This window comes from Algorimicrobium bowmanii (assembly GCF_054031195.1).
Window position 1 is genome coordinate 902,131 of sequence record NZ_CM132929.1, and the last position, 26,526, is coordinate 928,656.

Consider the following 26,526-nt stretch of genomic DNA (forward strand, 5'->3'; position numbering starts at 1 on the left):
AAGTTCTAAAATGAATGTAAACAATTATTATTGAATCAATAAATTGTCCGAACGGTATGGGCTTTGTATTTACTATAGTTTATTCACAATATTTAACATCGTAGTTTTTACATGACAGAGTTTAAGAAACTAACAAAACGTTAAATTAAATCTTATTTAACGGATTTCTAACCAAAATAACCCCAAAACCATGAAAAAAATTAAAAATTGTAAGCACTATTATGAGTTATTCAAGTCAAGAAGAAGTAATCATGTTTAATGCACAACAAGTTGTAAAACTAAAACAAGCTATAAAAGGAATTAATATAAATACATTTTAGGTTATTATAAAAAAAGACAAAACTGCGCTCGCAATAACTGAAACTGAGTTGCCTGTTTCAAGTGGATTAACGTTTTAGAAACTAAAATAGAGATCAGAATATATCTAAAAAAATAAAAGTAGTTTTATATGAAATGTATTTTTTAGTTGTCCTTATGTGACTTTTCATTCTTACATAAAATAGCACTATTTTTTTATTTTCATTATTATATTGAAAGACTTATTGAAATTCTTAATTTAATCCAATAATTATAAGGTTAAATGAGTAAAGACAAAATTAAACACATACAAGATGCAGATATATCTAGTGCAGGAGATGACTTTCATATTCTTTGGACAATCAAGAAATCTTTAGAATTATTAAACTTTGATGATTCTGGAATAAAAGCAATCAACATTGAAAATGTTGAATTATCAGAATCAGAACAGTTAGACCCAACAGGGAAAAACTTGCTAGGTGTTGATTTAAGTGAGTATTATGGCGCAGATAACTATATTGAAGCAGAAAAGGTTATAATCTCACAACTAAAATATAGTACACTTAAAATTAATAAGAATTATACGTTTGGCGATTTATATAGGGGAAAAAAAAGTAAATCTACTGATGGTTCTTTAATTCATAGGTTAGCGAATATATTTAAGATTTATTTAGGTGAATTTGGTAGAGAGTCTGTTTTAAAAAAAGTACGCATAAAATTAGTAACTAATAGAAACTTTAATCCTAATCACCTCAAGTCTATTAATGATATTAAAACTTATTTACTCAAAAAGAAAGGAAAGGTTAGTTTTAATGCGGTACTTAAAGAGATTCCCAAGAATAATGATTCGTTAAAAAAATTATTTAAAGCTTCGCGATTAAAAACTGCAGAATTTACCGATTTTATCAGGATTCTTGATTTCGGTGATTGTGGAGTAGATTCAAGACAAATTCTAAAAACTCAACAGTTTAAAACTATATCTAGAATAACACATAATTCAAAATTTCAATATAATCAGTTAAGAGATTTGGTGTTTGGCAAAATGATGCCAGAAGCCAGAAACAGAAGAAAAATTACGCTAACTGATGTTATTGCAAATTTAGGTTTTAATGATGGTAGCTTTGAAAATTTATTTCCTATTTCTCAAAGTTTGGAGGATAATAAAAATAGTATTTTAAGAGAGCAATTGGTGTCAATAAACTCTAGGATAGCTTCAAATACGAAATTTCTTCCAATATGCATCCATGGTGGTGCTGGGATTGGAAAATCTACTATAATCCAACAAATACAGAAACACTTACCAGATAATAACGTGTGTATAACCTTTGATTGCTATGGTTCTGGTTCTTACCAAAATGCTGAAGATAAAAGACATTTACACAAAAACGCACTTTTACATATTTCTAACGATATTGCTAGAAGGGTTGGAACAGATTTTTTAATAATACATCTTCCAGAGGAAAATGATTTTTATGTAAAAGAATTCAAAAAAAGGATTTTACATGCAGTAGAGATTCTAAAGCAAAGAGATGTAAACGCTACTCTTACTATCATTATTGATGCAGCAGACAATAGTATTACAGGAGCTAGTAATAATGGGGAAAAGAGTTTTGTTCAAGATGTTTTAAATATGGATATTCCTTATGGTTGTAACATAATTGTGACTACTAGAACACATCGAAAAGATTCACTTAATTTACCAGAAGATTACATTGACATTGAGTTAGAACCGTTTAGTCTAAAAGAAACTACTCTATTTACAAAAACATATTTCCCTGAAATCTTAGAACAAGAAGTTAAAGATTTCCATAAATACACTTATGGTATACCAAGAGCTCAATTCTATTCAATCAATTTGAAAAAGAACGGAATAAAAGAAGTTATAAATTTTTTAAAGCCAAACGGAAAAACAGTTGAGCTACTTATTCTTGATAAAATTAAAGAAGCCAAAAAAAAGGTGTCTAATAAAGAGAAAATAATAATAGATGATTTTTTTAGCCTTTTAATTGGGTTGCCAAGACCTGTACCTATAAATTATTTATCAGAAATATTAAATGTTAGTCAAAATTTTCTGTTAGATGTAAGGTCTGAAGTATGGAGCGGCTTAGTCTTTGAAAATGATAGTTTTGAGTTTAGAGATGAAGATTTTGAAAATTATATTAGAGATAATTATTCATTAAGTCAAGAAAAGTTAATTCAAATAACTGATGTTTTTCTCAAAAATGCAGAGTGTGATGCCTATGCTTCTGTTAATTTGGGCAACTTACTTTTTCAGTCAAAACAGTATCAATTATTAAAAGATATAGTTCTAGAAAGAAAGTTCCTATTACTTCCAGAAGACCCAATAAAAAATAGAGCAACTTATATAAGCCGGACAAGATTGGCAATGAAGGTGGCTAATAATACTGATGATAATTTAACTTATTTTAAACTCATATTTATAGCTGCTGAAGAAGCAAAAAAGGAGAAAGCCTTAACTACTTTATTAATTGAGTATCCTGATTTAGTCTCTGAATTTGGAGATGATACTTCGCTTAATAAGCTAAAACTCAATTCAGATGAAAAATCATGGGCTGGCTCATTTCATATGAAGTTAGCAGGTGTGTATTCAAAAAATTCAAAAAATCATAAAGCTGCTTCAAAGCATTTAAAAACAGCTAAAGAATGGCTTAACTGGAGAAGAGACTCTGTTAAAAAAGATGATTTACATAATTATCCTATCTCAAGTAAAGACATAGCTTATTATACAGAAGCAATTTTGAGATTAGTAGGTGTGGATAAAGCCTTGAGTTCAATTAATAGTTGGACACCTAGAGAGGTTAGGTTATCTGCAGGAAATTATTTAATTGAGAGTTTGTTTTTATTTAGTAATAAAACAGAAATTGATAAATCGTTTAAAATAGAAGAACTAAGGATTGATGCCAAGATATTTGTTATTGCTAAATACTATAAATTTGGAATGCATCAAGATTTTGAACTAAAACTTATTGCTAGTGAAATTGCAAAAATTCTATCTAGAAAAGCAATTAAATTCAACATTAAATTCAGACAAATATTGGTCGATTTCTGTGAAATATTAATATCTAATGATATCGATAAATCTTTGATAAACGGTATTCTGAAGCATATTAAATTAGAGTTGCCAAAATACATTCCTAGCTTTTATCGAAGACATGGTAATGATGATGATGCAGACAAAATAAATCTATTTTTAAAGATTAAATCTTTAAAAGCATTTCTTGATGATAAGGTATTGTTAGTCGAAAGTTTGCTTCCTGATAAATTTAATGAAATTGATAAGATTGAAAATTACGAAAAGAAAAACTCGTTAGAAAGAGAGAAAAAAGAGTTAACAAGTTTTTATAAGCATATTTTACCCATCTTTCAATTAAATACAGATTTTGTTTCTAAAAAAATAACAGTTGAAGAGGCAGCTGTAACGTTTAGGAATATTTGTAAGTCTTTTTCTGGGGATTATAATTTTAGGTACGAAAGCGGACATAGTTACAGAGAAAAAGTAAATTATTTTGCCAGCCTTCTAGCCAACTTCGCAGTTAAAATTAACCGTAATGATTTAATAGATTTTCTTGTTAAGTCTTTAGATAGTAACGCTAGTAAAATTGCAATGAGATTTTGGATTGTTGAAGAAACAATTCATGAAAAAGCTTTCTTGAGTAAAAATCTCAAAATACTAAGTGAAATTGAAGAATTGATTAAAAATGGCTTTAACCCTTCATCACAAAGAATAGAAAGTTATATAAAATGCGCTTTATTAAGCCGAAAAATAGACTTTAATTCTGGTAAGTACTACTTTGATGAAGCTATAAATGCAACAGAAGAAATTGATTTTGAAGCATTATCTAAAATCAGTTGTTTGTCAGATTTAGCGAAGATAGGTTTTGAAAAAACAGACCCTAAACTTGCTCATGAATATGCTAGGTTTACAGAATATAGCGATTACATGTTAGAGGGTTATGAAAAAAAGCACTTTCCTTATGAGAATGCTTTGTTTGGCATTGCGGATATAAATTTTAATTCAATGTTCACAACGGCATCTAGATGGCACCATAGAGGTGTCATTAACTTGTCTAAGTATATTGTTGCTATTTTGAAATTTTCTCTTAAGAAAGGTAAGATTGATCATGCTGTAGCGGGTTCTCTTATTCCAATGTATCAGTATAAATATGATACTGACGAATCAACTGAGCTTTATGATATGATTTTAACTAAATACGATCAATCAAGAGACTTAATTGGTAAAACTAAATTTGTTGAAATAATTTATAGAGATTGCTTACTTAATAAAAATACACACACACTTAATCACATATATAATGCTATTAAGTCTGGTGCATTTGTTGAAAAGCAAATAATCAAGAAAATAGAATCATACCTCAGTTTTAGGGAAAAAATTGAAAAAGAAAAGGAAAATATATATTCTAATGATTTTGATAAAGGCAAATTTATCCATGGAATTGACCTTAATAATATTGATATAAACTCTACAAGAGATATAGAAAAAGCTATTAGCGCTATAATCGAAAATAATGACAGTTATTCTAACAGATGGAAAATAGATAATTTTTTGTCTGAGATAAAAAATAATTGTCAACCTAAAGATTACTCAAAACAATTGGATGCAATTGTGGATATCGACTCAGGGCTTTTGAGTTTCTATTCATTTGAAGACGCTATTAGAGAACGGCTAGAAGAATGGAGTTATTATCCTTCTTTAAAACAATGGAAAAAAGAGAAATTTAGGTATGTTATTCTAACATGGTTTGAAAACTTTGATTATGGAAATTCTTTAAGTATCGGTAAATTGATAGAGTTTGCTAAAATGTTTGATTTTAACAGAACTCAATTAGGAGAAATTATTCTTAAAATTTTACCAGAAAAAATAGAAGTATTGACTGATGAAACAATATATAGCACATTTTTCTTAATTAAGCATAGACTCACTAGGGAAGATAATACCGAAATTTTTAATTGGGTTTTGACAAGATGGAATAAAAACATAAAGCTTGATTTTAGAGATGGCTTATGGACTGATAAGTTACTTCCACCATCAGATGCCGACGAAGCTATTGCAAATATTTTACGTTTGTATTTAGGGCTTCCAGATAAAGAGCTAAGATGGGAAGCTATTCATAGCATAAGGAATCTAGTAAATCTTGGTAATAGAAGTGTTCTTAAATATCTAGTTAAAGCTCAAAATGAAACCACTTGTATTCCATTTCAGAATGATGAATACATTTTTTATTGGATTTCTTCAAAATTATATCTTTGGATTGCAATAGATAGAATAAGTGCTGAAGTACCTGAAAAACTTGTGGATTTAAAAGAACTTTTTATCAAAGAACTTCAAAATGAAGAATTACCACATGTGTTAATTAATTTTTTTATTAAAAGAACCTGTCAGAATTTATTAAAATATAATGATAAGATTTATAATAAAGATGAAAGGGAAATAATTGAAAATGCTTTAGTAAGTAAATTTGATAAAGTAAAAGAAGAATCATATTCAAGAAAGCAAAGAAGATATAACTCAAGTTTAGATAAAAAATGGAGGTTTGAATTTGATAGTATGGATGTCTTACCTTATTGGTATAGTCGTCTTGGGGATATTTTTAATCTTTCAGAATATGATGTTGCAGATATTGCTGATAAATATATTGTTGAAAAATGGGGATATACAGGAGATATAAATAAAGATGATTACACACGAAATTACGATTGGGGATTAAGGGATAAACGACATGGAAGTAATCCACAAGTTGAAAGCTTAGATACTTATTTTGAATACCATGGTATGTTTTGTGCTGCAAATGATTTGTTAGAAAAAGAACCTCAATTGGCAAGCTATTATGATGATGACAATGATTACGATTCTTGGGATTATTGGCTTAAATCTAAAGCTATCACTTGGAATGATTTTTGGACTTCAGATTTAAGAGACCCATTACCACTTTTAGATAAGTTTTGGAAAAATGATTACGATAAATTTGATAAAGAATGGAGAGATACAATACATGAAGATAAGTTCGATAAAGAAATAGGTTTTTCAGAATTTTATAATGAAAGGTTTATTATTCCTCACGCTGGGTTTACACGTTATATTGGTGATAATAGTGAAACCGTCTATATTCGTTCAGCTTTAGTATCAGTCAAAGGTTCTGAAGCTTTATTAAGAGCTTTTCAGAGTGCGGAAGACCATCATGATTATGCTTTTCCAATAGAAAATGATGGAGAGCGTTTTGAGGTTAAGAATAACGATTTCATCTTTAAAAGTTGGTTAAAAGTTAATGACACGATATATGATGGCTTAGACAAGCATGATTCTCTAGCGAAAAGTATAGGTAAGAGTATCGTCACTTTTGGAACAAATATTCAACAGGCTTTCCAAATTGAATTTAGTGATGATTTAAAGATGGCTCAGCTAGATGATAATCAAGTATCTTCATTAGAATTCTGGGATGAAACAAGTGATAGTAGATATCGAGATATTAAAAATATTGAAAGTTCTGGAGAAATATTTAAAGTTGATATTGATTTCATATTAAAAATTTTAAAAAAGATAAATTTGAATATGATTTTAAAGTGTCAAATAACCAAACAACTTAAGGAAAGTCAATATAGGAGCGACAATAGGAAACAGCCTTGGGAGCATACTAAAATTTATTTATTAAAAGCGAATGGAACAGTCAAAACACTCAGAGGAAGAAATTTTAAAGTTAGGTAAAAAACTAATTGAAGAATTAGAATTAGTTTATTCAGTAAATACCTTAGCGAGATGGTTGGCACATTATCTAGCTGAATTAATGAATAATATTGATAAGTGTGAGTTCAAAGAAGAGAAAAGCAAACTGCAGAAAGAATGTTGCGATATAATATTAGAAATATGGAAAAAAAGAGAAAGACTACCAATTGAAAAACCTACTGAAAAATTAAAACCAATAATTGATGTTATTTCGTTACTTAAAAAAAACGAACATCCCTTTATTAATCATAAGTTTTTAGATAGAAGAAATGGATTAAAGAACAGCAATTCAAGCTGGCTTAGCTTTTTGGGGATAGTAAAAACTAATTCTGAAAGAATATATCGTAAATCATTAATTTCAATGATTAGTGAAGAGCTTTTAGAAAAAGATAAAGAATGGATTGAAAAGCATGGTGGGTTTTTATCTGATGACGAAAGGAGTGTTATAGAGTATTTAAACTCTACAAATGAAATTATAATTTCTTTTCACGACGGGCAAGAAGTGAAGGTTACAGAAAAAGAAAAAATAGAAAATTTGTTTAATGAGTTAATGGAGCAAATAGATGAACAAAAGAAAGAACTATTAAGGCTAAAGAAAAACGTACTAAGTAATTTTAGTTGATTATTACTTTGTTATTTTGGCTGTTTAATATCTTATTTAAGAGTCATTTCAAAGGGTTTAAGTACTAGTAGTCTTATTAGCTAAGTTGTATTTATTTCCATTACTCGATTTTTAACAAGTTTGAGTTGTCCCTAATGTTGTCCCCTTAAAAAGTAAAAACCCCATAAACATTACGTTTATGGGGTTTTTTGGTGGTGCCTCCAGGAATCGAACCAGGGACACAAGGATTTTCAGTCCTTTGCTCTACCAACTGAGCTAAGGCACCAGTGCTAATTGCGGTTGCAAATATAAGCCGTTTTTATTATTCACCAAAAGAAATTTTATAAAAAATCGTTTTGTAGCTTTGTGTTTTTAAAATAAAGGATGAATTTAATTATAGATATTGGAAATACTTCGGTGAAATTGGCTGTTTTTCAGGAGGATAGAATTTTAGAGAAAATGATAACTGCTCTTGAAGATTTTGAAAAAAAAATTGATAAACTTTGTGAAAAGTATCCAAATATTCAAAAAACCATACTCTCATCGGTGGGGTTGCTCTCGGAAAAGCAATTAGATTATACTAAAAAACGTCTAAATGTGATGGTATTAAATAGTCAGTTGCAATTGCCATTTATAAATAATTATAAAACCCCAAGTACATTAGGGGTGGATAGAATTGCTTTGGCAGCAGCGGCTGTAAAAAACTATCCAGCAAATAATGCGTTAATTATAGATGCTGGCACCTGTATTACTTATGATTTTGTGTCTTCTGACTCGCATTATCTCGGTGGTGCCATTTCACCCGGAATTAGATTACGCTATAGTTCGTTAAATAATTTTACGGCTAATTTACCGTTATTAGAAAAAGAAGTGCCTGAAGGTCTAATAGGAAATACTACGAAATCAGCTATTCATGCAGGAGTAATAAACGGTGTGGTATGTGAAATAGACGGTGTTATTCAGGGATATCAATCTAAATATTCAGATTTAACAATTATTTTAACAGGAGGAGACGCTAATTTTTTGTCTAAACAATTAAAAAGTAGCATATTTGCCCATTATAATTTCTTATTAGAGGGTTTAAACCACATTTTACAATATAATTCAAACGAATGATTAAAAAACTGGTATTAGTTTTTATTGCTGTATTTGCAATTAAAAGTTATGCGCAAGATGGAACGGCATCCCCGTATTCGTTTTACGGAATAGGGAGCTTAAAGTTTAAAGGTACTGTAGAAAACCGAAGTATGGGTGGTTTAAGTATTTATACAGATAGTATTCATCTAAATTTACGAAACCCAGCATCATATGGAGGTAGTAATCTAGCTGTTTATGGAAATGAAAATAGACCCGTTATATTCTCGGTAGCTGGATCTCATACCCGACTAGGACTTCAGAGTAATTCGGGTGATGATAACCTAAAATCATCGACTTTCGATTACTTGTCATTAGCAATTCCATTAGGACGCTTAGGTGTTGGTTTTGGTTTAATTCCTTACACATCGGTAGGGTATAAATTAGAAACTTTAAATGACGATGAAACCATAAACGAGCGTTTTAGAGGAGAAGGTGGTGTGAATAGAACCTACTTGTCGGCCGGTTATTACATTAATAAGAACTTTAGTGTAGGTGTTGATGTAAATTATAACTTTGGAAATATTCAAAATAGCACATTGGTTTTTGATTACGACCCTTCAGATGGCTCTGCTTTACAATACCAATCGCGTGAAACTAATAGATCTGATTTAAGTGGTATTGGTGTTAATTTAGGATTAACCTATAAGGCCATGATTACGGACGATATTGAACTTCAATCAGGATTTACTTATACACCAGAAACAAAACTTAAATCAAGAAATCAGCGTGCATTCGGTTCTGTAATATTCAATGAAAGTACAGGTATAGAAGTGCCTGTTGATGAAATTGAAGCCGATTTAATAGCTCAGGGGCTACATGAAACAAATTTTACAATTCCCAGTAAATACTCATTAGGAGCAGGTATTGGGCAACCAAGAATTTGGTTTGTCGGTGCTGAGTATACTTTTCAAAATACAGAAGATTTTAAAAACGAATTATATGGTGATACCGGTGTATCGTATTCAAACAGTTCTACCTATTCAATTGGTGGATTTATAATACCTAAATACAACTCATTTTCTAGCTATTTCTCACGTGTGGTTTATCGTGCAGGTTTCCGCTATGAAACAACCGGTTTAAATATTAACGATACCTCTATTGATGAGTTTGGCATATCTTTTGGAGTGGGGTTACCAGTAGGAACGAATTTCTTCTCCAATGCTAACTTAGGATTTGAGTTTGGTAAGCGCGGTACAACAGAAAGTAATTTAATACAAGAGAATTTTTTTAGCTTTAGTTTGAGTTTATCTTTAAATGATAGATGGTTCCAGAAAAAGAGATATGATTAACACACTTATGATGAATACTATGAAGACGAAAATCACATTATTAGCTGTAATGCTATTTTTAGGATTTCAAGTTGTCAATGCACAACAAAATGAAGAATGTATGACGAAATTGTCTATATTCTCAGAATATGCAAAAGCAAAAAACTATGATGCTGCTTATGAGCCATGGATGTTTGTAAGAACAAACTGCCCTAAACTGCATAAAGCAATTTATAGTCAAGGAGAAGATATTTTAGAACATAAAATTGATAAATCTACAGGTGCTGAACAGGTTACTTATATAAACGATTTAATTAAATTATATCAAGAACGTCAAGCTAATTTCCCAAACGATACACCAGTTGGTGAATTTCAAACAAAGTCTTGCCAATTACAATACGATAATAGAGCTGCTTTAGGTTTGTCAGATATAGAATTATATAACTGTTTTGATGCAGCCTTTGTAGCTGATGAGAAAAATTTTACAAATCCAAAATCATTATATACTTACTTTTCATTAATAGTAGATTTATATGATGCTGAATCTAAATCTGCTGGTGAATTATTTAACAAGTACGATGATGTTTCCGAAAAGATCCAAACTGAAATTGGAAATTACTCTGAGAAATTAAATGTTATCATTGAAAAAGAAGAGGCCGGTACTGCTTTAACAAAAAAAGAAGCTAGATACCAAAGATCTTACGAGAGTTATCTAAAAGCATACGATCAAGTATCTAGTGCTGTAGATAAAAAATTAGGTGATCGTGCAAATTGTGAAAACTTAATACCTCTTTACGAAAAAGGGTTTGAAGATCATAAAGATGATGCACAATGGTTACAGCGTGCAGCTGGAAAAATGTCTGAAAAAGACTGTACTGATGATCCAATGTTCTTTAAGTTAGTAAATGCTTATCATACACTTAGTCCTTCGGCTAATTCAGCTTACTACTTAGGTATCTTAAAAGATAAAGAAGGTAAAACAAACGAAGCTTTAGAGTTCTATGAGCAAGCTGTAAGCTTAGAAACGGATAATTTCAAAAAAGCAAGACTTAATGAGCGTATTGGAGATAAGCTTAAAGCTAAAGGTCGTTACGGAAGTGCTCGTAGCTACTACATGAAATCTTTACAGTTAAACCCATCTAACGGTCGTCCACATTTACGTATTGCAGCTATGTATAATGCAAGTGCTAACGATTGTGGTGATAGTAACTTTAACAAGCGTGCCGTTTTCTGGTTGGCAGCAAATGAAGCTGAAAAAGCAGGTCGTGTAGATCCTACTTTAAAAAAGACAGCCGCTCAAACTGCAGCAAGCTATAGAGGTAAAGCGCCTAGTAAAACTGAAATTTTCCAATCAGGAAAACAAGGTCAGAAAATAAGTGTTGGATGTTGGATAGGACGATCTGTTACAGTGCCTTCAATCTAATGATTATAAATGCAATCCATATAAAAAGAACCATAGTCAGTGTTGTTGCATTGACTATGGTTTTTTCTTGTAAAAATAATTTTGAGGAAGTAAAAAAGATTGGTGTTTCTGAAAACGCACCAATTGGTGTTGCCGAAAATTTAAACCTCAAATATACCGACTCTGGTCGCGTTACAGCAAATCTAAGAAGTCCTAAAATGCTGGATTTTTCGAATAGAGATTTCCCTTATTCGGAGTTTCCAAATTCTGTAGAATTAGACTTGTTTGACGATCAAAATAAAAAAAGTACTATAACTGCCGATTATGCTATTGTTTATGATCAAACAGATTTGATAGATATGCAAGGTAACGTCGTTTTAGCATCCTCAGAGAATGATACTTTATTTGCAGAGCAATTATACTACGACCAAAAACGGGAGTGGCTTTTTACAAACAAACCCGTAACATTTAGAAGAGGTAACGACATTATAAATGGTAAAGGTTTTGATTCCGATGCCAAATTTACCAAAGCACAAGTGTTAGAAATAGACGGTTTGATTACGGTAGAAGAATAGACTATAATATAATAATAAAATGGAAACCTCATGAATACTAATGGCATGAGGTTTTTTTATTTACCTTTGTTTCAATATTAATTTAAAAAAGTCAAGATGAAAGTCTTTAAGTTTTTTCAGTATGCCTATTTAGTTTTTGCAGCACTATTCATTTATGTAGCTGTAGAAAAATACATGGAAACCGAAATTATCGATTATCTATCCTTAATTTTAGCAGCAACAGCTATTTTTATGTTTTTCTTTAGAATGAAATTTAACAAGAAGTTCCAGGATAGAGACCAAAAATAGCCTATGAACCTAGATGTCATTATTATAATTTCATCCTTAATCCTTTCTGCTTTTTTCTCAGGTATGGAAATAGCCTATGTGTCTTCCAATAAAATACATATAGAAATTGAGAAAAAACAAAGTGGCTTATTGGCTAAAGTTTTATCAAAATTAACGGTAAAACCCTCAAAGTTTATTGCTACCATGCTTATTGGTAATAATATAGCTTTGGTTGTTTATGGTTTTTTTATGGGAGACTTACTGGTAGCGTGGTTTCAATCTATATTACCATCGTCCTATGCTGTGGTAAACTACTTGTTAAACGATTTTAGTCTTTTAACACAAACGGTCATATCTACTTTAGTTATACTAATAACAGCCGAGTTTTTACCAAAAGTATTCTTTCAAATTTATGCTAATTCGTTACTTAAAATATTAGCTATACCAGCGTACCTGTTTTATTTATTGTTTTCGTGGGTGTCTGATTTTATTATTTGGATAACCGATTTTGTTCTTAAGAAATTCTTTAAAACAGAAGGCGACCAAGTGCAATTGGCGTTTACTAAAATAGAACTCGGTCATTATATAAGTGAGCAAATAGAATCGTCTGAGCCTAACGACGATATGGATACTGAAATTCAAATATTTCAAAATGCCTTAGAATTTTCAGAGGTTAAGGCACGCGAAGTTATGGTTCCAAGAACAGAGATTATAGCGGTTGATGTTCAGGAGTCTTTAAAATTTATTAATGGAAAATTTACAGAAACAGGTATTTCAAAGATATTAGTATTTCAAGATAATATAGATGAGATTTTAGGCTATGTACACTCTTTTGAGTTGTTTAAAAAACCTAAAACACTTAAGTCTATTATAAGGCCTGTTGAGTTTGTTCCAGAAACGATGCTTATAAAGGATGTATTAAATGCCTTAATTAAAAAGCGTAAAAGTATAGCTGTAGTTTTAGATGAATATGGCGGGACATCTGGTATAATGACCGTAGAAGACATTGTAGAAGAGCTTTTTGGTGAAATTGAAGACGAACATGATACGGTTGTTTTAAAAGAAGAAAAACGAGATGATAAACATTATGTTTTTTCCGCTAGACTGGAAGTAGATTATCTAAATGAAACCTATAAAATAAACCTGCCCGAAAGTGAAAACTATGAAACATTAGGTGGTTTAATTGTAGATCATACAGAAGGTATTCCAGAACACGATGAAGTGGTTGTAATTGCTAATTTTCAGTTTACCATTTTAGAAGTTTCTACAACAAAAATAGATCTGATTCAACTTAAAATTTTAGAAGAAGACTAATTTTCTGACAATTAAAATAATTAATGCGAAGTTCTACTTTTATTATTAAATAGAAAATGGTATTTTCGCGCACTATATTGTAAAAAATTTAAATAACAAATGGCAGTTTTAAATAAAATTAGACAACGCTCACTTTTCCTAATATTAATCATTGCATTAGCATTATTTGCTTTTGTATTATCTGATTTATTTAGAAACAGTGATGCCCTTTCGGCAAAATCTCAAAATGTAGTTGCTACTATTAATGGTAAAGAAATTACACGTGTAGACTTTATGCAAAAAGTTGAAAACGCAACGAGACAAATGGGAGGTCAAGCAACACAAACACAAGTTATGAACCGTGTGTTTGAACAAGAAGTGCGTAATGCTGTGTTGGAAACACAATTTGAAGCATTAGGTATTACAGTTGAAAGAGATCAGATGCGTGATATATTACGTACTAATTTAGCAACCAACCCTGATTTTCAAAATGCTGCAGGTCTTTTTGACGAAAATAAACTAACAGAATATATTGCTAATTTAAAAGCAACATCAGCAGTTGCTTATCAGCAATGGGTTGATTACGAACAATCAATTGGAGCATCTGCTTTACAACAAAACTACTTTAACATGGTTAAAGCTGGTATGATTGGTACAATTGCAGAAGGTAAGTTAGCTCATAAATTAGAAGGCGAAAATGCCGATATTAAATTTGTACAAGTACCTTATTCTTCAATAGCAGATAGTACAATTAAAGTTTCTGAGTCAGAAATTAAAAGTTATATGACTGCTCATAAAAAGCAGTATGAAGTTGAAGAGTCTAGAGACTTACAATATGTACAGTTTAAAGAAGTAGCATCTGTTGAAGATGAAAAAGCATTAGAGAATGAAATTGCTAAGTATAAAACAGAGCAAGCTGAGTATGTAAATGGGAGAACGGATACTATTCCTGCTTTTTCTAAAGTATCAAACAATGAAAACTACATCAACTTTGTAGCGAATTCAGATGTTAAATTTGATAATCGTTTTATTAAGAAAACAGCATTACCAAATGCAGTAGCTGATACGATTTTCAACTTAAATGCAGGAGATGTTTACGGACCTTACAAGGATAATGGTTTTGTTAAGTTAACGAAAGTTGTTGCCGTAGCTCAAATTCCAGATTCAGTAAAAGCGAGACATATATTAATTCCATATGTTGGTTCTCGTTCACAATCTGCTACTACAACACAAACAGAAGCACAAGCTAAAACAACAGCCGATAGTTTAATGAATGTTATCAAAGCAGATAACAGTAAATTTGTTTCTTTATTAGATTTTTCTGTTGATACAGTAAGTAATGAAAAAGAAGGTGTTTTAGATTGGTTTACTTATAACGCAATGGTTCCTGCTTTTAGAGATTTCGCTTTTGAAAACGAAAACGGAACTATAGGTGTTGTTAAATCTGAATTTGGATTCCACGTAATTGAAATTTTAGGTCAGAAAAATAAAGAGCGTGCTATTAAAATTGGAACTATAGCTCGTAAAATTGAACCTTCAGAACAAACAGTTAATAATGTGTTTAGAGAAGCTTCAAACTTTGAGATTGGTTTAGATGATACTGATTTCGTAGCGTTAGCTAAAGAGAGTAATTATGTAGCGCGTCCTGTTAATACTGTAAAAGCTTTAGATGAAAATATTCCTGGTTTAGGAAACCAAAGAGCTATTACACGTTGGGCTTTTGAAGAAGCTACAGAAATAGGCGATTATAAGCGTTTTAATGTTCCTGGTGGTTATGCTATTGTTCAGTTAGTAGCTAAAAATAAAGCCGGAATGATGAATACAGAAGATGCTTCTGTAACAGCTTTACCAGCTATACGTAAAGAGAAAAAAGCAGAATTAATCAAGAGTCGTATTTCAGGTACTACTCTAGAAGAAGTTGCTTCATCAGAAAATACAAGTGTACGTTCAGCGTTAGCAGTTAACATGAAGAACCCAACGATATCAGGTGCTGGTAATGAACCTAAAGTTGTAGGTTATGCATTTGGTATGAAAGCTGGTGAAACGTCTAAACTTATTGAAGGTGATAAAGGTGTTTATATGATCCGTGTTGAGAAAATAACACCGGCTGTTGAATTAGATAACTACCAAGGTTTTGCTAATCAAGTTCAGGCTACTAAAGTAAATGCTGTTAATTCTCAATTATATACAGCGTTAAAAGAAGTTGCTGAAATAGATGATAACCGTGCTAAAACAGTTCAATAATTAAGTTAGTACTTAAATTATTATTTTAAAAAAGGCTTTACAATTTGTAAAGCCTTTTTTTATACCTATTAATTAAAGAATTATATCTTCATATTTTAGGATTGTATTATAGCCTTTTTCTTTAAAATAGGGTATTGTGTTTTCTGTTGCAGAAGCTAATATAAAATCGCCGCCCCAAGCACCTAAACTTTTAATGGCGCCGGTGTAATCAGAAAATAGACGCGTTTTAACTGGTGTTTGTTTAGTTAGGTCTGCTATTATGGTTTCATGTGATGCTAGTAAGCTATTAAAGTTGCTTAGTTCTTTACATGAAACGATAGCATCGGTGATTTGATTTATTTCTGAAATAGCAGAAAGGTTGTTTTTTACAGTATTTCTGTAGGTTGCAATACCTTCTCGACTATCTTGTTTTTTGTTTAAGTAAATAAAATACAGTTTATCCTTAAAAATAGGATTAAATGTTACCGGATTAACTAAGCTTACTTGATTTTCTAGGCTATAGGTTATAGCTGTGTTATTTGAAGCGCAGGCTATATCATAACCGCTTCCGCCAAACGTTGCTTCTAGTAGTGTGTAAGGGTTAATTTCAGCCCAAGTAGCAATGTTATTAAGTAGGGTAGATGACGAACCTAACCCCCAATTTCTTGGAAAGGTTAGCTTGCTGGTCAGTTTTAACCCAGGTTTTATAAATCCGGGTTTTAATTTTTCAACAGCATTAAAAATTTGAATCAGTCGCTTTGTTACAGGGCAGTCTTTTTTTTGGCTGCTTATGCCTTCGTTCGAAATTTCTAAATCAGTTTCAAACCAAATTGCAGACTGTTCATCTAAGCTTGTCCAAACAATATGGTTACTGGAAGTTGTTTCTATAGTTAAATATTGTCCATATTTAGTAGGTACAGCTAATGCCTTAGCACCATCTAAAACAACATATTCTCCGGTAAGTAATAATTTTCCGTTACTGTAAAATTGTGTCATACAGGTCTTTTTAAGTTTAAAGCTATTTTCTTAACTGCTCAATAGCTTCTACAACGGCGTGGTGTGTTACAGTATGCGTTTTAAAATGCTCAACTATTTTAACTTTCTCTTCAGGTGTTGCTTGAAACTGGTTAAGGATATTCATAAGGTGCATTTTCATGTGCCCTTCTTGTATACCTGTTGTTGTAAGTGATTTTAAAGCTGCAAAATTTTGTGCTAAGCCTGCTACAGCCGTTATTTGCATAAGCTCTTTAGCGGTTGGTTTATCTAATAGCTCTAAAGCTAGTTTTACTAAAGGGTGTAAACCCGTTAAGCCACCAACGGTACCAAGTGCTAATGGTATTTCAATCCAGAATTTAAAAATATCTCCTTCTAGCTTGGCATGGGTTAAACTCCTATATTTTCCATCTTTTGAAGCATAAGCATGCACTCCGGCTTCTACGGCACGAAAATCATTACCAGTAGCGAGTACTACAGCATCAATTCCGTTCATAATGCCTTTGTTGTGTGTTACAGCTCTGTAAGGTTCTATTTGGGCAATGTTAACGGCTTGAATGAATTTCTCTGCAAATGCTTTGGGGTCTATAGATTTAGAGTCGCTTAACTCGCTAATTGGGCAAGATACTTCGGCTTTTACAAGACAGTTTGGTACATAATTAGAAAGGATACTCATAACCACTTCAATATGTTTCTCATTATCTGAGAAATGTGGGTATTTAAGCGCTTCGTTCTTTAAAGTGGTTGCAAATTGTTCTAAACAAGAATTAATAAAATTAGCTCCCATTGCATCAAGTGTCTCGAACGTGGCGTGCAATTGGTAATAGTTATCTAAGTCAGTTGTTTTATTACGAAGTTCAATATCTAAAATACCACCGCCGCGTTTTTCCATGTTATGGGTGATTGGCTGTGCATCTATGATAAGTTGTGACTTAATATGCTTAAAAAAAGCTGTTAAAGTTTCCGACTCACCATTAAACATAAAATGTACCTGCCCAATTTTTGTTGTTGAAATGACCTCGGTTTTAAATCCACCACGATCCAGCCAAAACTTAGCGGCCTTACTTGCTGCAGCAACTACCGAACTTTCCTCAATAGCCATGGGAATAGTATGCATTTTACCATTAATTAAAAAATTTGGCGCAACTCCTAATGGTAAATAATAATTGGTTATTGTGTTTTCAATGAATTCGTCATGAAGCTGTTGTAGCTTGCTGTCTGAATTCCAATATTGTTTAATGATTTTCTCAGCGTCTTTTTTATTGTTAAAATAGGTTTTAACAATCCAGTCTATTTTCTGAGATTTAGATAATTTTGAGAAGCCTGATATAGATGTATTCATTCGGGTTTTATTGAAAATGTAAAGATACTATTATTGTGTGAGTTCTGTTAATAATGGGCATTTAACTGTTAATAATTACGGTTTTTTGCATTATTTTTAGTAAACTTGGCATACTTTTATTTTTAATTAGATTTTTAATGAAATTAACAAAACAACTTCTATTAATTTGCTTTATATCGAGTCTATTTACAACGGCTCAAAATAGTAAAATTTCACTTGAAGAGATATGGTCAGGGACCTTTAGAACAGAGCGTATGGATGCTTTGCATTCTATGAAAAATGGACAGCAATATTCTGTTTTAAATTTTGATCGTCAATCAAGATCTACTTCAATTGATGTTTACGATTACAAAACATTAAAAAAAGTTAATACGCTTGTTAACTCCTCCAATTTAGAAGCTGTTCCTTACTTTACAAATTATACTTTTAGTAACGATGAGCGTCAAATTTTATTGGCAACAGAGGTTGAGTCTATTTTCAGACGTTCAACTTTAGGGACTTATTTTGTTTACGATACCCAAACAAAGAGTTTAGAGCGTGTTGCTGCTGAAAAAATTCAAGAACCAACTTTTTCTCCAGATGGTACTAAATTAGCTTACGGCTACCGTAATAATTTATTTGTAAAAGATTTAAAAACGGGTGATACGCAACAGATTACTTTTGATGGCGAGAAAAATAAAATCATAAATGGTATTACTGATTGGGTATATGAAGAAGAATTTGGGTTTGTTCGTGCTTTCGAATGGAATGCAGCTAGTAATAAAATAGCCTTCATCCGTTTTGATGAAACAGCAGTACCTGAATTTTCTATGGATGTTTATGGTCAAGATTTATATCAAACACAACACGTGTTCAAATATCCAAAAGCAGGTGAAGCCAATGCTGTAGTTTCTTTACATATTTTCGATTTAAATGCCGCAACGTCTTCAGAAGTTAATGTAGATAAAACGTATTCAGATTTTTATATCCCACGAATTAAATGGACTAATAATCCCGATGTGTTAAGTGCACAATACATGAACAGACATCAAAATGAATTAGATTTATGGTTTGTAAATGCACAAAACAATACAGCCGATTTAGTGTTGCAAGATGTAGATGAAGCTTATGTAGATGTTACTGATAATCTTACTTTTTTAGAAGATAATAGTTTTATTTGGACTAGCGAGAAAGATGGTTTTAATCATATTTATCATTACGATGAGACAGGGCAGTTAATAAATCAAGTAACGAAAGGCAATTGGGAAGTAACCAACTACTATGGTTATGATGAAAAGAAAAACAGAATTTTTTACCAATCCACTGAAAATGGATCTATAAACAGAGCTGTTTACGCTATAAAACTAAATGGTAGAGATAAGTTGGCTTTAGCAAATGATAATGGAACTAATAATGCAGCTTTTAGTGCCGATTTCTCATATTTTATTAATACGTTTTCAAGTGCTACAACGCCTCCTGTTTATAGCTTAAATAATGCTAAAAACGGTAAGCAAATTAAGTTAATAAAAGATAATTCAGCGCTTCAAAAAAAGTTGGAGAATTATACCATTTCTGAAAAAGAGTTTTCTACTATTTCAGTTAACGGAAATGATTTGAATATGTGGGAAATTAAACCTGCAGATTTTGACCCAAATAAGTCATATCCTTTATTTATGTTTCAATATTCAGGACCAGGGTCGCAAAGTGTTTCTAATAATTGGAATAGTTCAAACGATTATTGGTATCAATATTTAGCTCAAAAAGGCTATGTGGTTGTATGCGTTGATGGAAGAGGTACTGGGTTTAAAGGTGCTAAATTTAAAAAGTCAACACAAAAAGAGCTTGGGAAATATGAAGTTGAAGATCAAATAGCTGCTGCTAGAAAATTAGGTTCAGAATCTTATATTGATGAGACACGTATAGGTATTTGGGGTTGGAGCTATGGTGGCTTTATGAGTAGTAATGCATTGTTTAAAGGAAATGATGTATTTAAAATGGCAATAGCAGTTGCTCCTGTAACAAGCTGGCGTTTTTACGATTCTATTTATACAGAACGTTATATGACTACACCTCAAGAAAATGCAAGTGGTTATGATGAAAACTCTCCAATAAACCATGTAGATAAATTAAAAGGTGATTTCTTATTAATTCATGGAACAGGTGATGATAATGTGCATGTTCAAAATACCATGCGTATGGTTGAAGCCTTAATTCAAGCTGATAAGCAGTTTGAATGGATGATTTACCCAGATAAAGATCACGGTATTTATGGTGGAAATACACGTTTACATTTATACAAAAAAATGTCGAATTTTATAGATCGTACTTTGGGCGATAAACTATAATTCGAATACAAAATTCTAACTAACAAACTAAAATCATGTCTAAATCAGTATTAACAGAATCTGGAGAGCCGCAGTTATTCGGTCATCCTAAAGGATTGTTTTATTTATTTTTTGCCGAGCTATGGGAACGCTTTAGTTTCTATGGTATGCGTGCATTGTTAATGCTATACATGGTAAATGAAATTTTTGCCGCCTTAGCTGAACGTGATACTGCTTCTGCAGCTGTTTACGCCTCTTATGGATCTTTGGTTTATGCGTCTACCGTTATTGGGGGACGTATTTCTGATAAGATTTTAGGTATGCGTAGCTCTATTTTCTTAGGAGGAATCCTTATGTCTTTAGGGCATTTTATATTGGCTATAGAGCATAATATAGCCTTCTTTGTAGCTTTGGCCTGTATTGTGGTTGGAAATGGGTTTTTTAAACCAAATATTTCAACATTTGTAGGTTCTCTTTATGAGGATGGCGATCGCCGAAAAGACTCTGGATTTACAATATTTTATATGGGTATTAATATTGGAGGTTTTGCTGCACCACTTATTTGTGGTTGGTTAGGACAAACTTACGGTTGGCATTATGGCTTTGGATTGGCAGGAATAGGTATGCTTGCAGGTTTATTATTCTTCTGGAGTGGTATTAAAAAGAATGTGTTTGGTAATAGAGGATTACCGCCAAGTGAAGCTGTTTACGAAAAAAAGGTAGCTGGTATCCCTCAAAAAACGCTTGTACCATTGGTAGCTGTGTTATCTGTACCTCTTGTTGCTTATATGTTATCTGCTTATCAGGATCTTGGCGGTCAAGGTTCAATGTTTGAAGGGCAAAATATAGTGAATGTATTATTTAAAGCTATTGGTGTTGGTGTACTTGTTTTTATGGCCTATATCATTTATAAAGCGAATACTAGTGAGCGTAAAAAGCTTATTATGGCCGTTTTAATTACATTTTTTATGACCCTATTTTGGGGTTTTCATGAATTGTCAGGTAGTGTTATCACCTTATTTGCTGATAGAAATGTGGCTCTAGATGGTATTATGAATGCGAGTCAAACAAACTCATTAAATTCCTTAGTAATTATTGTATTATCTATACCTGTATCGCTTCTTTGGGCGTATTTATCTAAAAATAATCTAAATCCAAGGACTCCGTATAAGTTTGGTTTTGGTTTACTATTGGCGGGAGCCAGTTTTTATGTGCTTTCTATAAGTGGTGCTAGTGCAGATGAAAATGGTATGGTGCCATTCGCATACTTGTTTATTATGTATGTTATTATTTCAATAGGTGAATTGTTTATGTCGCCAGTTGGATTATCTAAAATTACTGATTTATCTCCGAATCGTATCGTAACCTTTATGATGGGGATTTGGTTTCTTTCCTCAGCATTTGCATTTCAAATTGTAGGTTTTATTTCTGAAGAATTAGCCGTTGAAAGTACTGATGTTCACGTAGGAGGTTTACAAACGCTTGAAATTTATACAAACGGATTCCATTTAATTTCTTTATATGCTTTAGGAGCAGGTGCTATTGTTTTATTATTCTCTCCTTTAATGAAAAAATTAATGGGTAACGTGCACTAAAAAAAACTTTATATTTTTTAACTAACTATACTATGAATACTGATATTGAAAATTTATTTAAAGACAAGGTAATTGGTCACCCAGCAGGACTATTTATTATCTTTTTTACCGAAATGTGGGAGCGTTTTTCTTTCTATGGAATGCGTATTCTTTTGGTGCTTTTTTTAACAGCTCCAATTATAAGTGATAATCCAGGTTGGGAATGGCCGCGTGAGAACGCCTTATCTTTATTAGGTACTTATGGGTCGCTTTTATATTTAACACCTATTCTAGGTGGATGGTTAGCGGATAAATACACTGGATACAAGTGGGCCGTAATTATAGGTTGTTTTGTTATGATGCTAGGTCATGCCGCTATGGTTATCGATACGCCTTGGGCTTTATATTTAGGTTTAGCTTTATTAATAATCGGTACTGGTTTTTTTAAGCCTAATATGACTTCTATGATTTCAGCAATGTATCAAGGTAAAGAGTCTAAAAAAGATGGAGCTTATACTATTTATTATATGGGTGTTAACGCTGGTGCCTTTTTTGGTATGATGCTATGTGGTTATCTAGCAGAAAACTTAGGATGGCATTATGGATTTGGATTAGCAGGTATATTTATGCTATTAGGTTTAATTCAATTCTGGTTAGCTAAAGATTTCTTTGGTAATATTGGTGAAAGACCTGTGAAAGAAGTTAAAGTAGATGCTGCTTTAAATATGACAGAAGATACATTGCCTAACGATCAGGAAGTATTAGAAACTGAGAAACCAAACCCTTTTACTACACTTGATATGGTGCTGATTGTATTGTCATCATTAGGTGGTGTTTTATATTTATTCAACGATCCTATTTCAAAGATTGGAAATGTAAACTTTTTAGATTTTCAAATTGCCGGTATGGACGGTTCAAATGTTACGGTTTTAACTGCTTTAGTTTTATTTTTATATTTAATAATTACTCGTATATCTAGATACTCTAAAATTGTAAGAGATAAAATTATTGCCGTTTCTGTATTTGGTATTTTTACCGTGTTTTTCTTTGCAGCCTTCGAGCAATCTTTAGGCTCTATGACGCTTTTTGCTAAGGATTATACCATGCGTTCTTTAACAGGAACTTCTGCTATGATATTTAAAATTGTAGATTTAGTTCTTACTGTTGGACCACTAGCTATAATTACCTGGGTGTTATTTTTATTGTTTAAGAAAACATTTCATAAAATTCCAGTTTCAAATATCGTACTTAGTTTGTCTTTCGTTGTACTTTGGTTTATTGTTTACTATAAAGTAAGTAATGAGTTCAGTAAAGATTCTACTGAAGTGCCAGCTACATGGTTTGGTATTTTAAATTCATTCTTTATTATTTCATTAGCTCCATTGTTTTCTAAATGGTGGGAAAGTAAATATAATCCAAGTGCAGCAATGAAGTATGGGTTAGGATTAGTGCTTTTAGGACTAGGTTTCGGTGTGTTAGTTTTTGGTACACTTGGTATTGAGCCTGGTGCTAAAACAGCATCTGTAAGTATGGTATTCTTAATTTTAGCCTACTTATTACACACTATGGGGGAATTGTGTATATCCCCTGTAGGATTGTCTTATTTAAGTAAATTAGTACCAGCTAGAATGATTGGTTTTATGTTTGGTATTTGGTACTTAGCTATTGCAATTGGTCAGAAAGCAGCCGGTACAATGGGAGGTATGATTGATAAAATTACAGCCGAATATTCTTTAAGTACATTCTTTTTAATATTTACTTTAGTGCCAATTGGTGTTGGTCTAATTTCTGTAGTTTTAAACCCTGTTTTAAAACGATTAATGCATGATGTGCGTTAAGGAATAATCTAAAAATAATAAAACACGCCTTTTTTTGGCGTGTTTTTTGTAAGTTAAAAACAATAATTACTACAAAAAGATTATGAGAAATTTATATTACAGTTTATTACTTATTGTTTGCTTCTCCTCAGTGGGAATAGCACAAGAAATTAATTGGATTACTTTAGAAGAGGCTGTGGCACTTCAAAAAAAGGAGCCTAGAAAGATAATGATAGATATGTACACAAATTGGTGTGGTCCTTGTAAGATGTTAGATCGAAACACCTTTCAGAATAAAGATGTAGCTACTTATGTAAATAAACATTACTATGCTGTAAAATTTAATGCTGAAGGAAACGATACAGTAAACTTTAACGGGAAAACATATAGTAATCCAGGTTATGATCCAGCTAAAGCTAATAGGAGAAATTCTGGTCATCAATTGGCGCGTTATTTTAGTGTACAGGCTTATCCAACCATTGTGTATTTGGATGAAGACGCCAATCTTTTAGCACCTGTTGCGGGATATAAGACACCACAGCAAATAGAGCTGTATTTGAAATTGTTTAAAAACAATGAACATGTAAATTTTAAAACCCAAAAAGATTTTCAAGTTTACGCTAGTAATTTTAAACCTGAATTTTCAAACTAAGGTTTTCTTATTTCAGTATAAAAGCGCCCTTTTCGCCTGTATAGTGAAAAGGGCGTTTTCTTTTTTTACAAGTTTCTTTCCAATGCTTTACAAAGGATTTATAATTGCTACCATCGGCTACTATTACTTTTGGGTTTAAAGAGTCTAAAAGCCTGTTTAAATTAATTTTTGGCGACTGACTTAATATTACATAATCTGGTTTAAAAGGAAGGTTTTTGTATACAGCTAAACTATCTACTATTAAAAGATATTGGTTGTTGTGTTTATAGATGTTTTGTAGATTTTTATAGGTTAACTTATCTATAAATCGACCTACTTTATAATTTGAAATGTTATATTCAAAATCTAAGTTTTCAGAATTTAAAGTATGATGTATGACTGCTTTACTTCCATGTTTTTCACTAATAATACTGTGTTTGCTTTTGTGAAAAATAATAAATTCTTTTCCTTGTCTGTGCCACTGTTTATTCAAGAAAACGCTAATTTGAAAGAAACCAATGCAAGAGAGCGCTATTACAAGTCGCTTGTATGAGTTTTTAATGAAAAATTGGGTCGCTGAAAATATTAGTATATAAAGTGTTAGTGTTAACAGCCAATTCATTGGAATGTCTTTTATTACAAATAGTTCATGTTGTGCTATCCATTTGAAAAATTGATTCATCAAACTTATGACATCCCCAAAACCATCAGTTAGTATGTTTTGTGGGATATTTATACTAGCCATGAAGAAAACAAGAATACCGTAACCAAGTATGAACCCTAATAATGGGATGATAACCACATTTGTTATTAAAAATAAACCTGGAAATTGATGGAAATAATATAGGCTTAATGGTAATATGGCTAATTGAGCAGAAAGCGAAACAGTAATAAGGGTTATAAATTTATTTAGTAAGCGGTACCGTGTTTTTAATACTTTAAATAATAAAGGATTTATAGCAACAATACCTATCACTGCTAAATAACTTAATTGAAAACCAACTTCTATTAGCAAAAGTGGGTTAATTATAAGTAGTAAAAAAGCGGAGATAGCGAGTGTGTTATATATGTTAGAAAGGTGTTTTAAATACATCCCAATAGTTATTAAGCTAAACATGGTTACTGCGCGTAAAATAGATGGAGATAAACCTGCAATTACAGCATAACTCCATAAGATAATTAGGATTATGATAGCCTTTATATAGTGCCCGTTTTTGGTTAATATTAAAGGCTTTAGTAACCACTTAAGGATTAAAAGAATAATCCCAATATGCAATCCGGATATAGCTAATATGTGAATAGCTCCTGCCTGTACATAATCAGTATATAGATCTTTGTTAATGCTTTGCTTTTGCCCTAATAAAAGCGCATTAATAACGGCTAATTCTGATTCAGAAAAGTTATATTTTACTAGCTTTCTATTTAGGTTACGTCTAATATTATCTGCAAAACCATAAATACTCTGTTTGTTTGTTGGAATTACGGTTAGTTGTTCTGGTGATGCTTTTAGTTCTGCGTAAATTTGATGATTTTCTAAATAGCTTTTATAGTTAAACTGATATGGATTTAATGGATCATGAAGTGCAGATAATTTACCGTATGTGATAAGCTTGTCATCTACAGTGTATGTTTTTTGTTGGTTCTCTTTGTTAACGGTTAAGAGTATGTTGCCAGATACTTTAAGATTGTTTATGTATTCTAATTTTGCTGTATATCGCTGATAATAGTTGTTGGGTTTTAAATGCTCAGTAATTTGTAATTGAAACCTTGAATATTCGGGGTGTTTAATATTGTAATTATGTGTGAAATGTGTTTTGTTATATAGGGGATTATTGATTTGAACGCTTAAGTTGCTTAAACTTATAACAGTTAAATATGTTATAGCACCAAATGCAATATACTTTTTAAATGTGTTTTTGTTTAGGATGTAAAACGCAACAAATACAAGTAGAAATATGACACTTATAGTCATTGAAAGCTTTAGCGAAAATGCAAAGTACAAATTCACTAAAATTCCTAACATATAACAAAATGTTAGTTTAA

General features: G+C 31.6%; 16 protein-coding genes and 1 tRNA gene. 13 read left to right on the forward strand and 4 right to left on the reverse strand.

What is annotated here, in order from left to right:
• Nucleotides 1–580: 580 nt before the first annotated feature.
• Together ACW5R3_RS03900 and ACW5R3_RS03905 are read left to right on the forward strand one after the other, a co-directional pair.
• On the forward strand, nt 581–7,039 hold the full coding sequence (locus ACW5R3_RS03900; RefSeq protein WP_456578321.1) for an AAA family ATPase: 6,459 nt from the start codon (nt 581–583) through the stop codon (nt 7,037–7,039).
• A complete protein-coding gene (locus tag ACW5R3_RS03905; RefSeq protein ID WP_456578322.1) occupies nt 6,993–7,679 on the forward strand; it encodes a hypothetical protein in 687 nt (228 codons plus the stop codon). The genes ACW5R3_RS03900 and ACW5R3_RS03905 overlap by 47 nt, the downstream gene beginning before the upstream one ends.
• Before the next feature lie 189 nt (nt 7,680–7,868).
• On the opposite strand, the gene ACW5R3_RS03910 is transcribed toward ACW5R3_RS03905, so the two are convergent.
• Nucleotides 7,869–7,944, reverse strand: a tRNA-Phe gene (locus ACW5R3_RS03910).
• 98 nt (nt 7,945–8,042) lie between these two features.
• On the opposite strand from ACW5R3_RS03910, the gene ACW5R3_RS03915 reads away from it, so the two are divergent.
• From ACW5R3_RS03915 to ACW5R3_RS03945, 7 genes are all read left to right on the forward strand, one after another.
• Entirely contained in the window at nt 8,043–8,774 is a 732-nt protein-coding gene (locus tag ACW5R3_RS03915; RefSeq protein WP_456578323.1) for a type III pantothenate kinase, read from the forward strand.
• Nucleotides 8,771–10,084 carry a hypothetical protein gene (locus ACW5R3_RS03920; protein ID WP_456578324.1) on the forward strand — a complete coding sequence of 438 codons (1,314 nt, stop codon included), beginning with the start codon at nt 8,771–8,773 and terminating at the stop codon, nt 10,082–10,084. Before ACW5R3_RS03915 ends, ACW5R3_RS03920 begins: the two co-directional genes overlap by 4 nt.
• A 19-nt stretch (nt 10,085–10,103) precedes the next feature.
• The gene (locus ACW5R3_RS03925; protein WP_456578325.1) at nt 10,104–11,486 is read left to right on the forward strand and encodes a tetratricopeptide repeat protein; all 1,383 of its coding nucleotides are present in this window, start codon (nt 10,104–10,106) and stop codon (nt 11,484–11,486) included.
• Nucleotides 11,486–12,040 (forward strand): LPS export ABC transporter periplasmic protein LptC, encoded by a 555-nt coding sequence (gene lptC, locus ACW5R3_RS03930; protein WP_456578326.1) that lies wholly within the window; start codon nt 11,486–11,488, stop codon nt 12,038–12,040. Before ACW5R3_RS03925 ends, lptC begins: the two co-directional genes overlap by 1 nt.
• 96 nt (nt 12,041–12,136) lie before the next feature.
• Complete coding sequence (locus tag ACW5R3_RS03935) at nt 12,137–12,328, forward strand: hypothetical protein (RefSeq protein ID WP_456578327.1); 192 nt, start codon at nt 12,137–12,139, stop codon at nt 12,326–12,328.
• Nucleotides 12,329–12,331: 3 nt separating this feature from the next.
• Nucleotides 12,332–13,621 (forward strand): hemolysin family protein, encoded by a 1,290-nt coding sequence (locus ACW5R3_RS03940; protein WP_456578328.1) that lies wholly within the window; start codon nt 12,332–12,334, stop codon nt 13,619–13,621.
• Between the two features lie 99 nt (nt 13,622–13,720).
• Nucleotides 13,721–15,844: a peptidylprolyl isomerase gene (locus ACW5R3_RS03945; RefSeq protein WP_456578329.1), complete on the forward strand. Its 2,124-nt coding sequence runs from the start codon at nt 13,721–13,723 to the stop codon at nt 15,842–15,844.
• Nucleotides 15,845–15,916: 72 nt separating this feature from the next.
• On the opposite strand, the gene ACW5R3_RS03950 is transcribed toward ACW5R3_RS03945, so the two are convergent.
• Entirely contained in the window at nt 15,917–16,819 is a 903-nt protein-coding gene (locus ACW5R3_RS03950; RefSeq protein ID WP_456578330.1) for a GYDIA family GHMP kinase, read from the reverse strand.
• Nucleotides 16,820–16,841: 22 nt separating this feature from the next.
• Nucleotides 16,842–18,158 carry a hydroxymethylglutaryl-CoA reductase, degradative gene (locus ACW5R3_RS03955; RefSeq protein WP_456578331.1) on the reverse strand — a complete coding sequence of 439 codons (1,317 nt, stop codon included), beginning with the start codon at nt 18,156–18,158 and terminating at the stop codon, nt 16,842–16,844.
• 137 nt (nt 18,159–18,295) lie between these two features.
• Here ACW5R3_RS03955 and ACW5R3_RS03960 point away from each other — a divergent pair, with 137 nt between their 5' ends.
• The 4 genes from ACW5R3_RS03960 (at nt 18,296) to ACW5R3_RS03975 (ending at nt 24,504) form a co-directional block, all read left to right on the forward strand.
• Complete coding sequence (locus tag ACW5R3_RS03960) at nt 18,296–20,482, forward strand: S9 family peptidase (protein WP_456578332.1); 2,187 nt, start codon at nt 18,296–18,298, stop codon at nt 20,480–20,482.
• A gap of 35 nt (nt 20,483–20,517) precedes the next feature.
• Nucleotides 20,518–22,056, forward strand: coding sequence for a peptide MFS transporter (locus ACW5R3_RS03965; RefSeq protein WP_456578333.1), 1,539 nt, complete (start codon nt 20,518–20,520; stop codon nt 22,054–22,056).
• A gap of 32 nt (nt 22,057–22,088) precedes the next feature.
• Nucleotides 22,089–23,873: a peptide MFS transporter gene (locus ACW5R3_RS03970; RefSeq protein WP_456578334.1), complete on the forward strand. Its 1,785-nt coding sequence runs from the start codon at nt 22,089–22,091 to the stop codon at nt 23,871–23,873.
• 82 nt (nt 23,874–23,955) lie between these two features.
• Nucleotides 23,956–24,504, forward strand: a complete 549-nt coding sequence (locus ACW5R3_RS03975) for a thioredoxin family protein (RefSeq protein WP_456578335.1) — start codon at nt 23,956–23,958, stop codon at nt 24,502–24,504.
• A 7-nt stretch (nt 24,505–24,511) separates the two neighbouring features.
• On the opposite strand, the gene ACW5R3_RS03980 is transcribed toward ACW5R3_RS03975, so the two are convergent.
• A complete protein-coding gene (locus ACW5R3_RS03980) occupies nt 24,512–26,455 on the reverse strand; it encodes a ComEC/Rec2 family competence protein (RefSeq protein ID WP_456578336.1) in 1,944 nt (647 codons plus the stop codon).
• Nucleotides 26,456–26,526 lie beyond the last annotated feature (71 nt).

Excerpts from the sequence above, each read along its gene's own strand:
- ACW5R3_RS03915 (WP_456578323.1), top strand. The coding sequence starts at position 8,043 with ATGAATTTAATTATAGATATTGGAAATACTTCGGTGAAATTGGCTGTT.
- ACW5R3_RS03900 (WP_456578321.1), top strand. The coding sequence starts at position 581 with ATGAGTAAAGACAAAATTAAACACATACAAGATGCAGATATATCTAGT.
- ACW5R3_RS03920 (WP_456578324.1), top strand. The coding sequence starts at position 8,771 with ATGATTAAAAAACTGGTATTAGTTTTTATTGCTGTATTTGCAATTAAA.
- lptC (WP_456578326.1), top strand. The coding sequence starts at position 11,486 with ATGATTATAAATGCAATCCATATAAAAAGAACCATAGTCAGTGTTGTT.
- ACW5R3_RS03955 (WP_456578331.1), bottom strand. The coding sequence starts at position 18,158 with ATGAATACATCTATATCAGGCTTCTCAAAATTATCTAAATCTCAGAAA.
- ACW5R3_RS03925 (WP_456578325.1), top strand. The coding sequence starts at position 10,104 with ATGAAGACGAAAATCACATTATTAGCTGTAATGCTATTTTTAGGATTT.
- ACW5R3_RS03960 (WP_456578332.1), top strand. The coding sequence starts at position 18,296 with ATGAAATTAACAAAACAACTTCTATTAATTTGCTTTATATCGAGTCTA.
- ACW5R3_RS03950 (WP_456578330.1), bottom strand. The coding sequence starts at position 16,819 with ATGACACAATTTTACAGTAACGGAAAATTATTACTTACCGGAGAATAT.
- ACW5R3_RS03940 (WP_456578328.1), top strand. The coding sequence starts at position 12,332 with ATGAACCTAGATGTCATTATTATAATTTCATCCTTAATCCTTTCTGCT.
- ACW5R3_RS03945 (WP_456578329.1), top strand. The coding sequence starts at position 13,721 with ATGGCAGTTTTAAATAAAATTAGACAACGCTCACTTTTCCTAATATTA.
- ACW5R3_RS03980 (WP_456578336.1), bottom strand. The coding sequence starts at position 26,455 with ATGACTATAAGTGTCATATTTCTACTTGTATTTGTTGCGTTTTACATC.
- ACW5R3_RS03965 (WP_456578333.1), top strand. The coding sequence starts at position 20,518 with ATGTCTAAATCAGTATTAACAGAATCTGGAGAGCCGCAGTTATTCGGT.
- ACW5R3_RS03905 (WP_456578322.1), top strand. The coding sequence starts at position 6,993 with ATGGAACAGTCAAAACACTCAGAGGAAGAAATTTTAAAGTTAGGTAAA.
- ACW5R3_RS03970 (WP_456578334.1), top strand. The coding sequence starts at position 22,089 with ATGAATACTGATATTGAAAATTTATTTAAAGACAAGGTAATTGGTCAC.
- ACW5R3_RS03975 (WP_456578335.1), top strand. The coding sequence starts at position 23,956 with ATGAGAAATTTATATTACAGTTTATTACTTATTGTTTGCTTCTCCTCA.
- ACW5R3_RS03935 (WP_456578327.1), top strand. The coding sequence starts at position 12,137 with ATGAAAGTCTTTAAGTTTTTTCAGTATGCCTATTTAGTTTTTGCAGCA.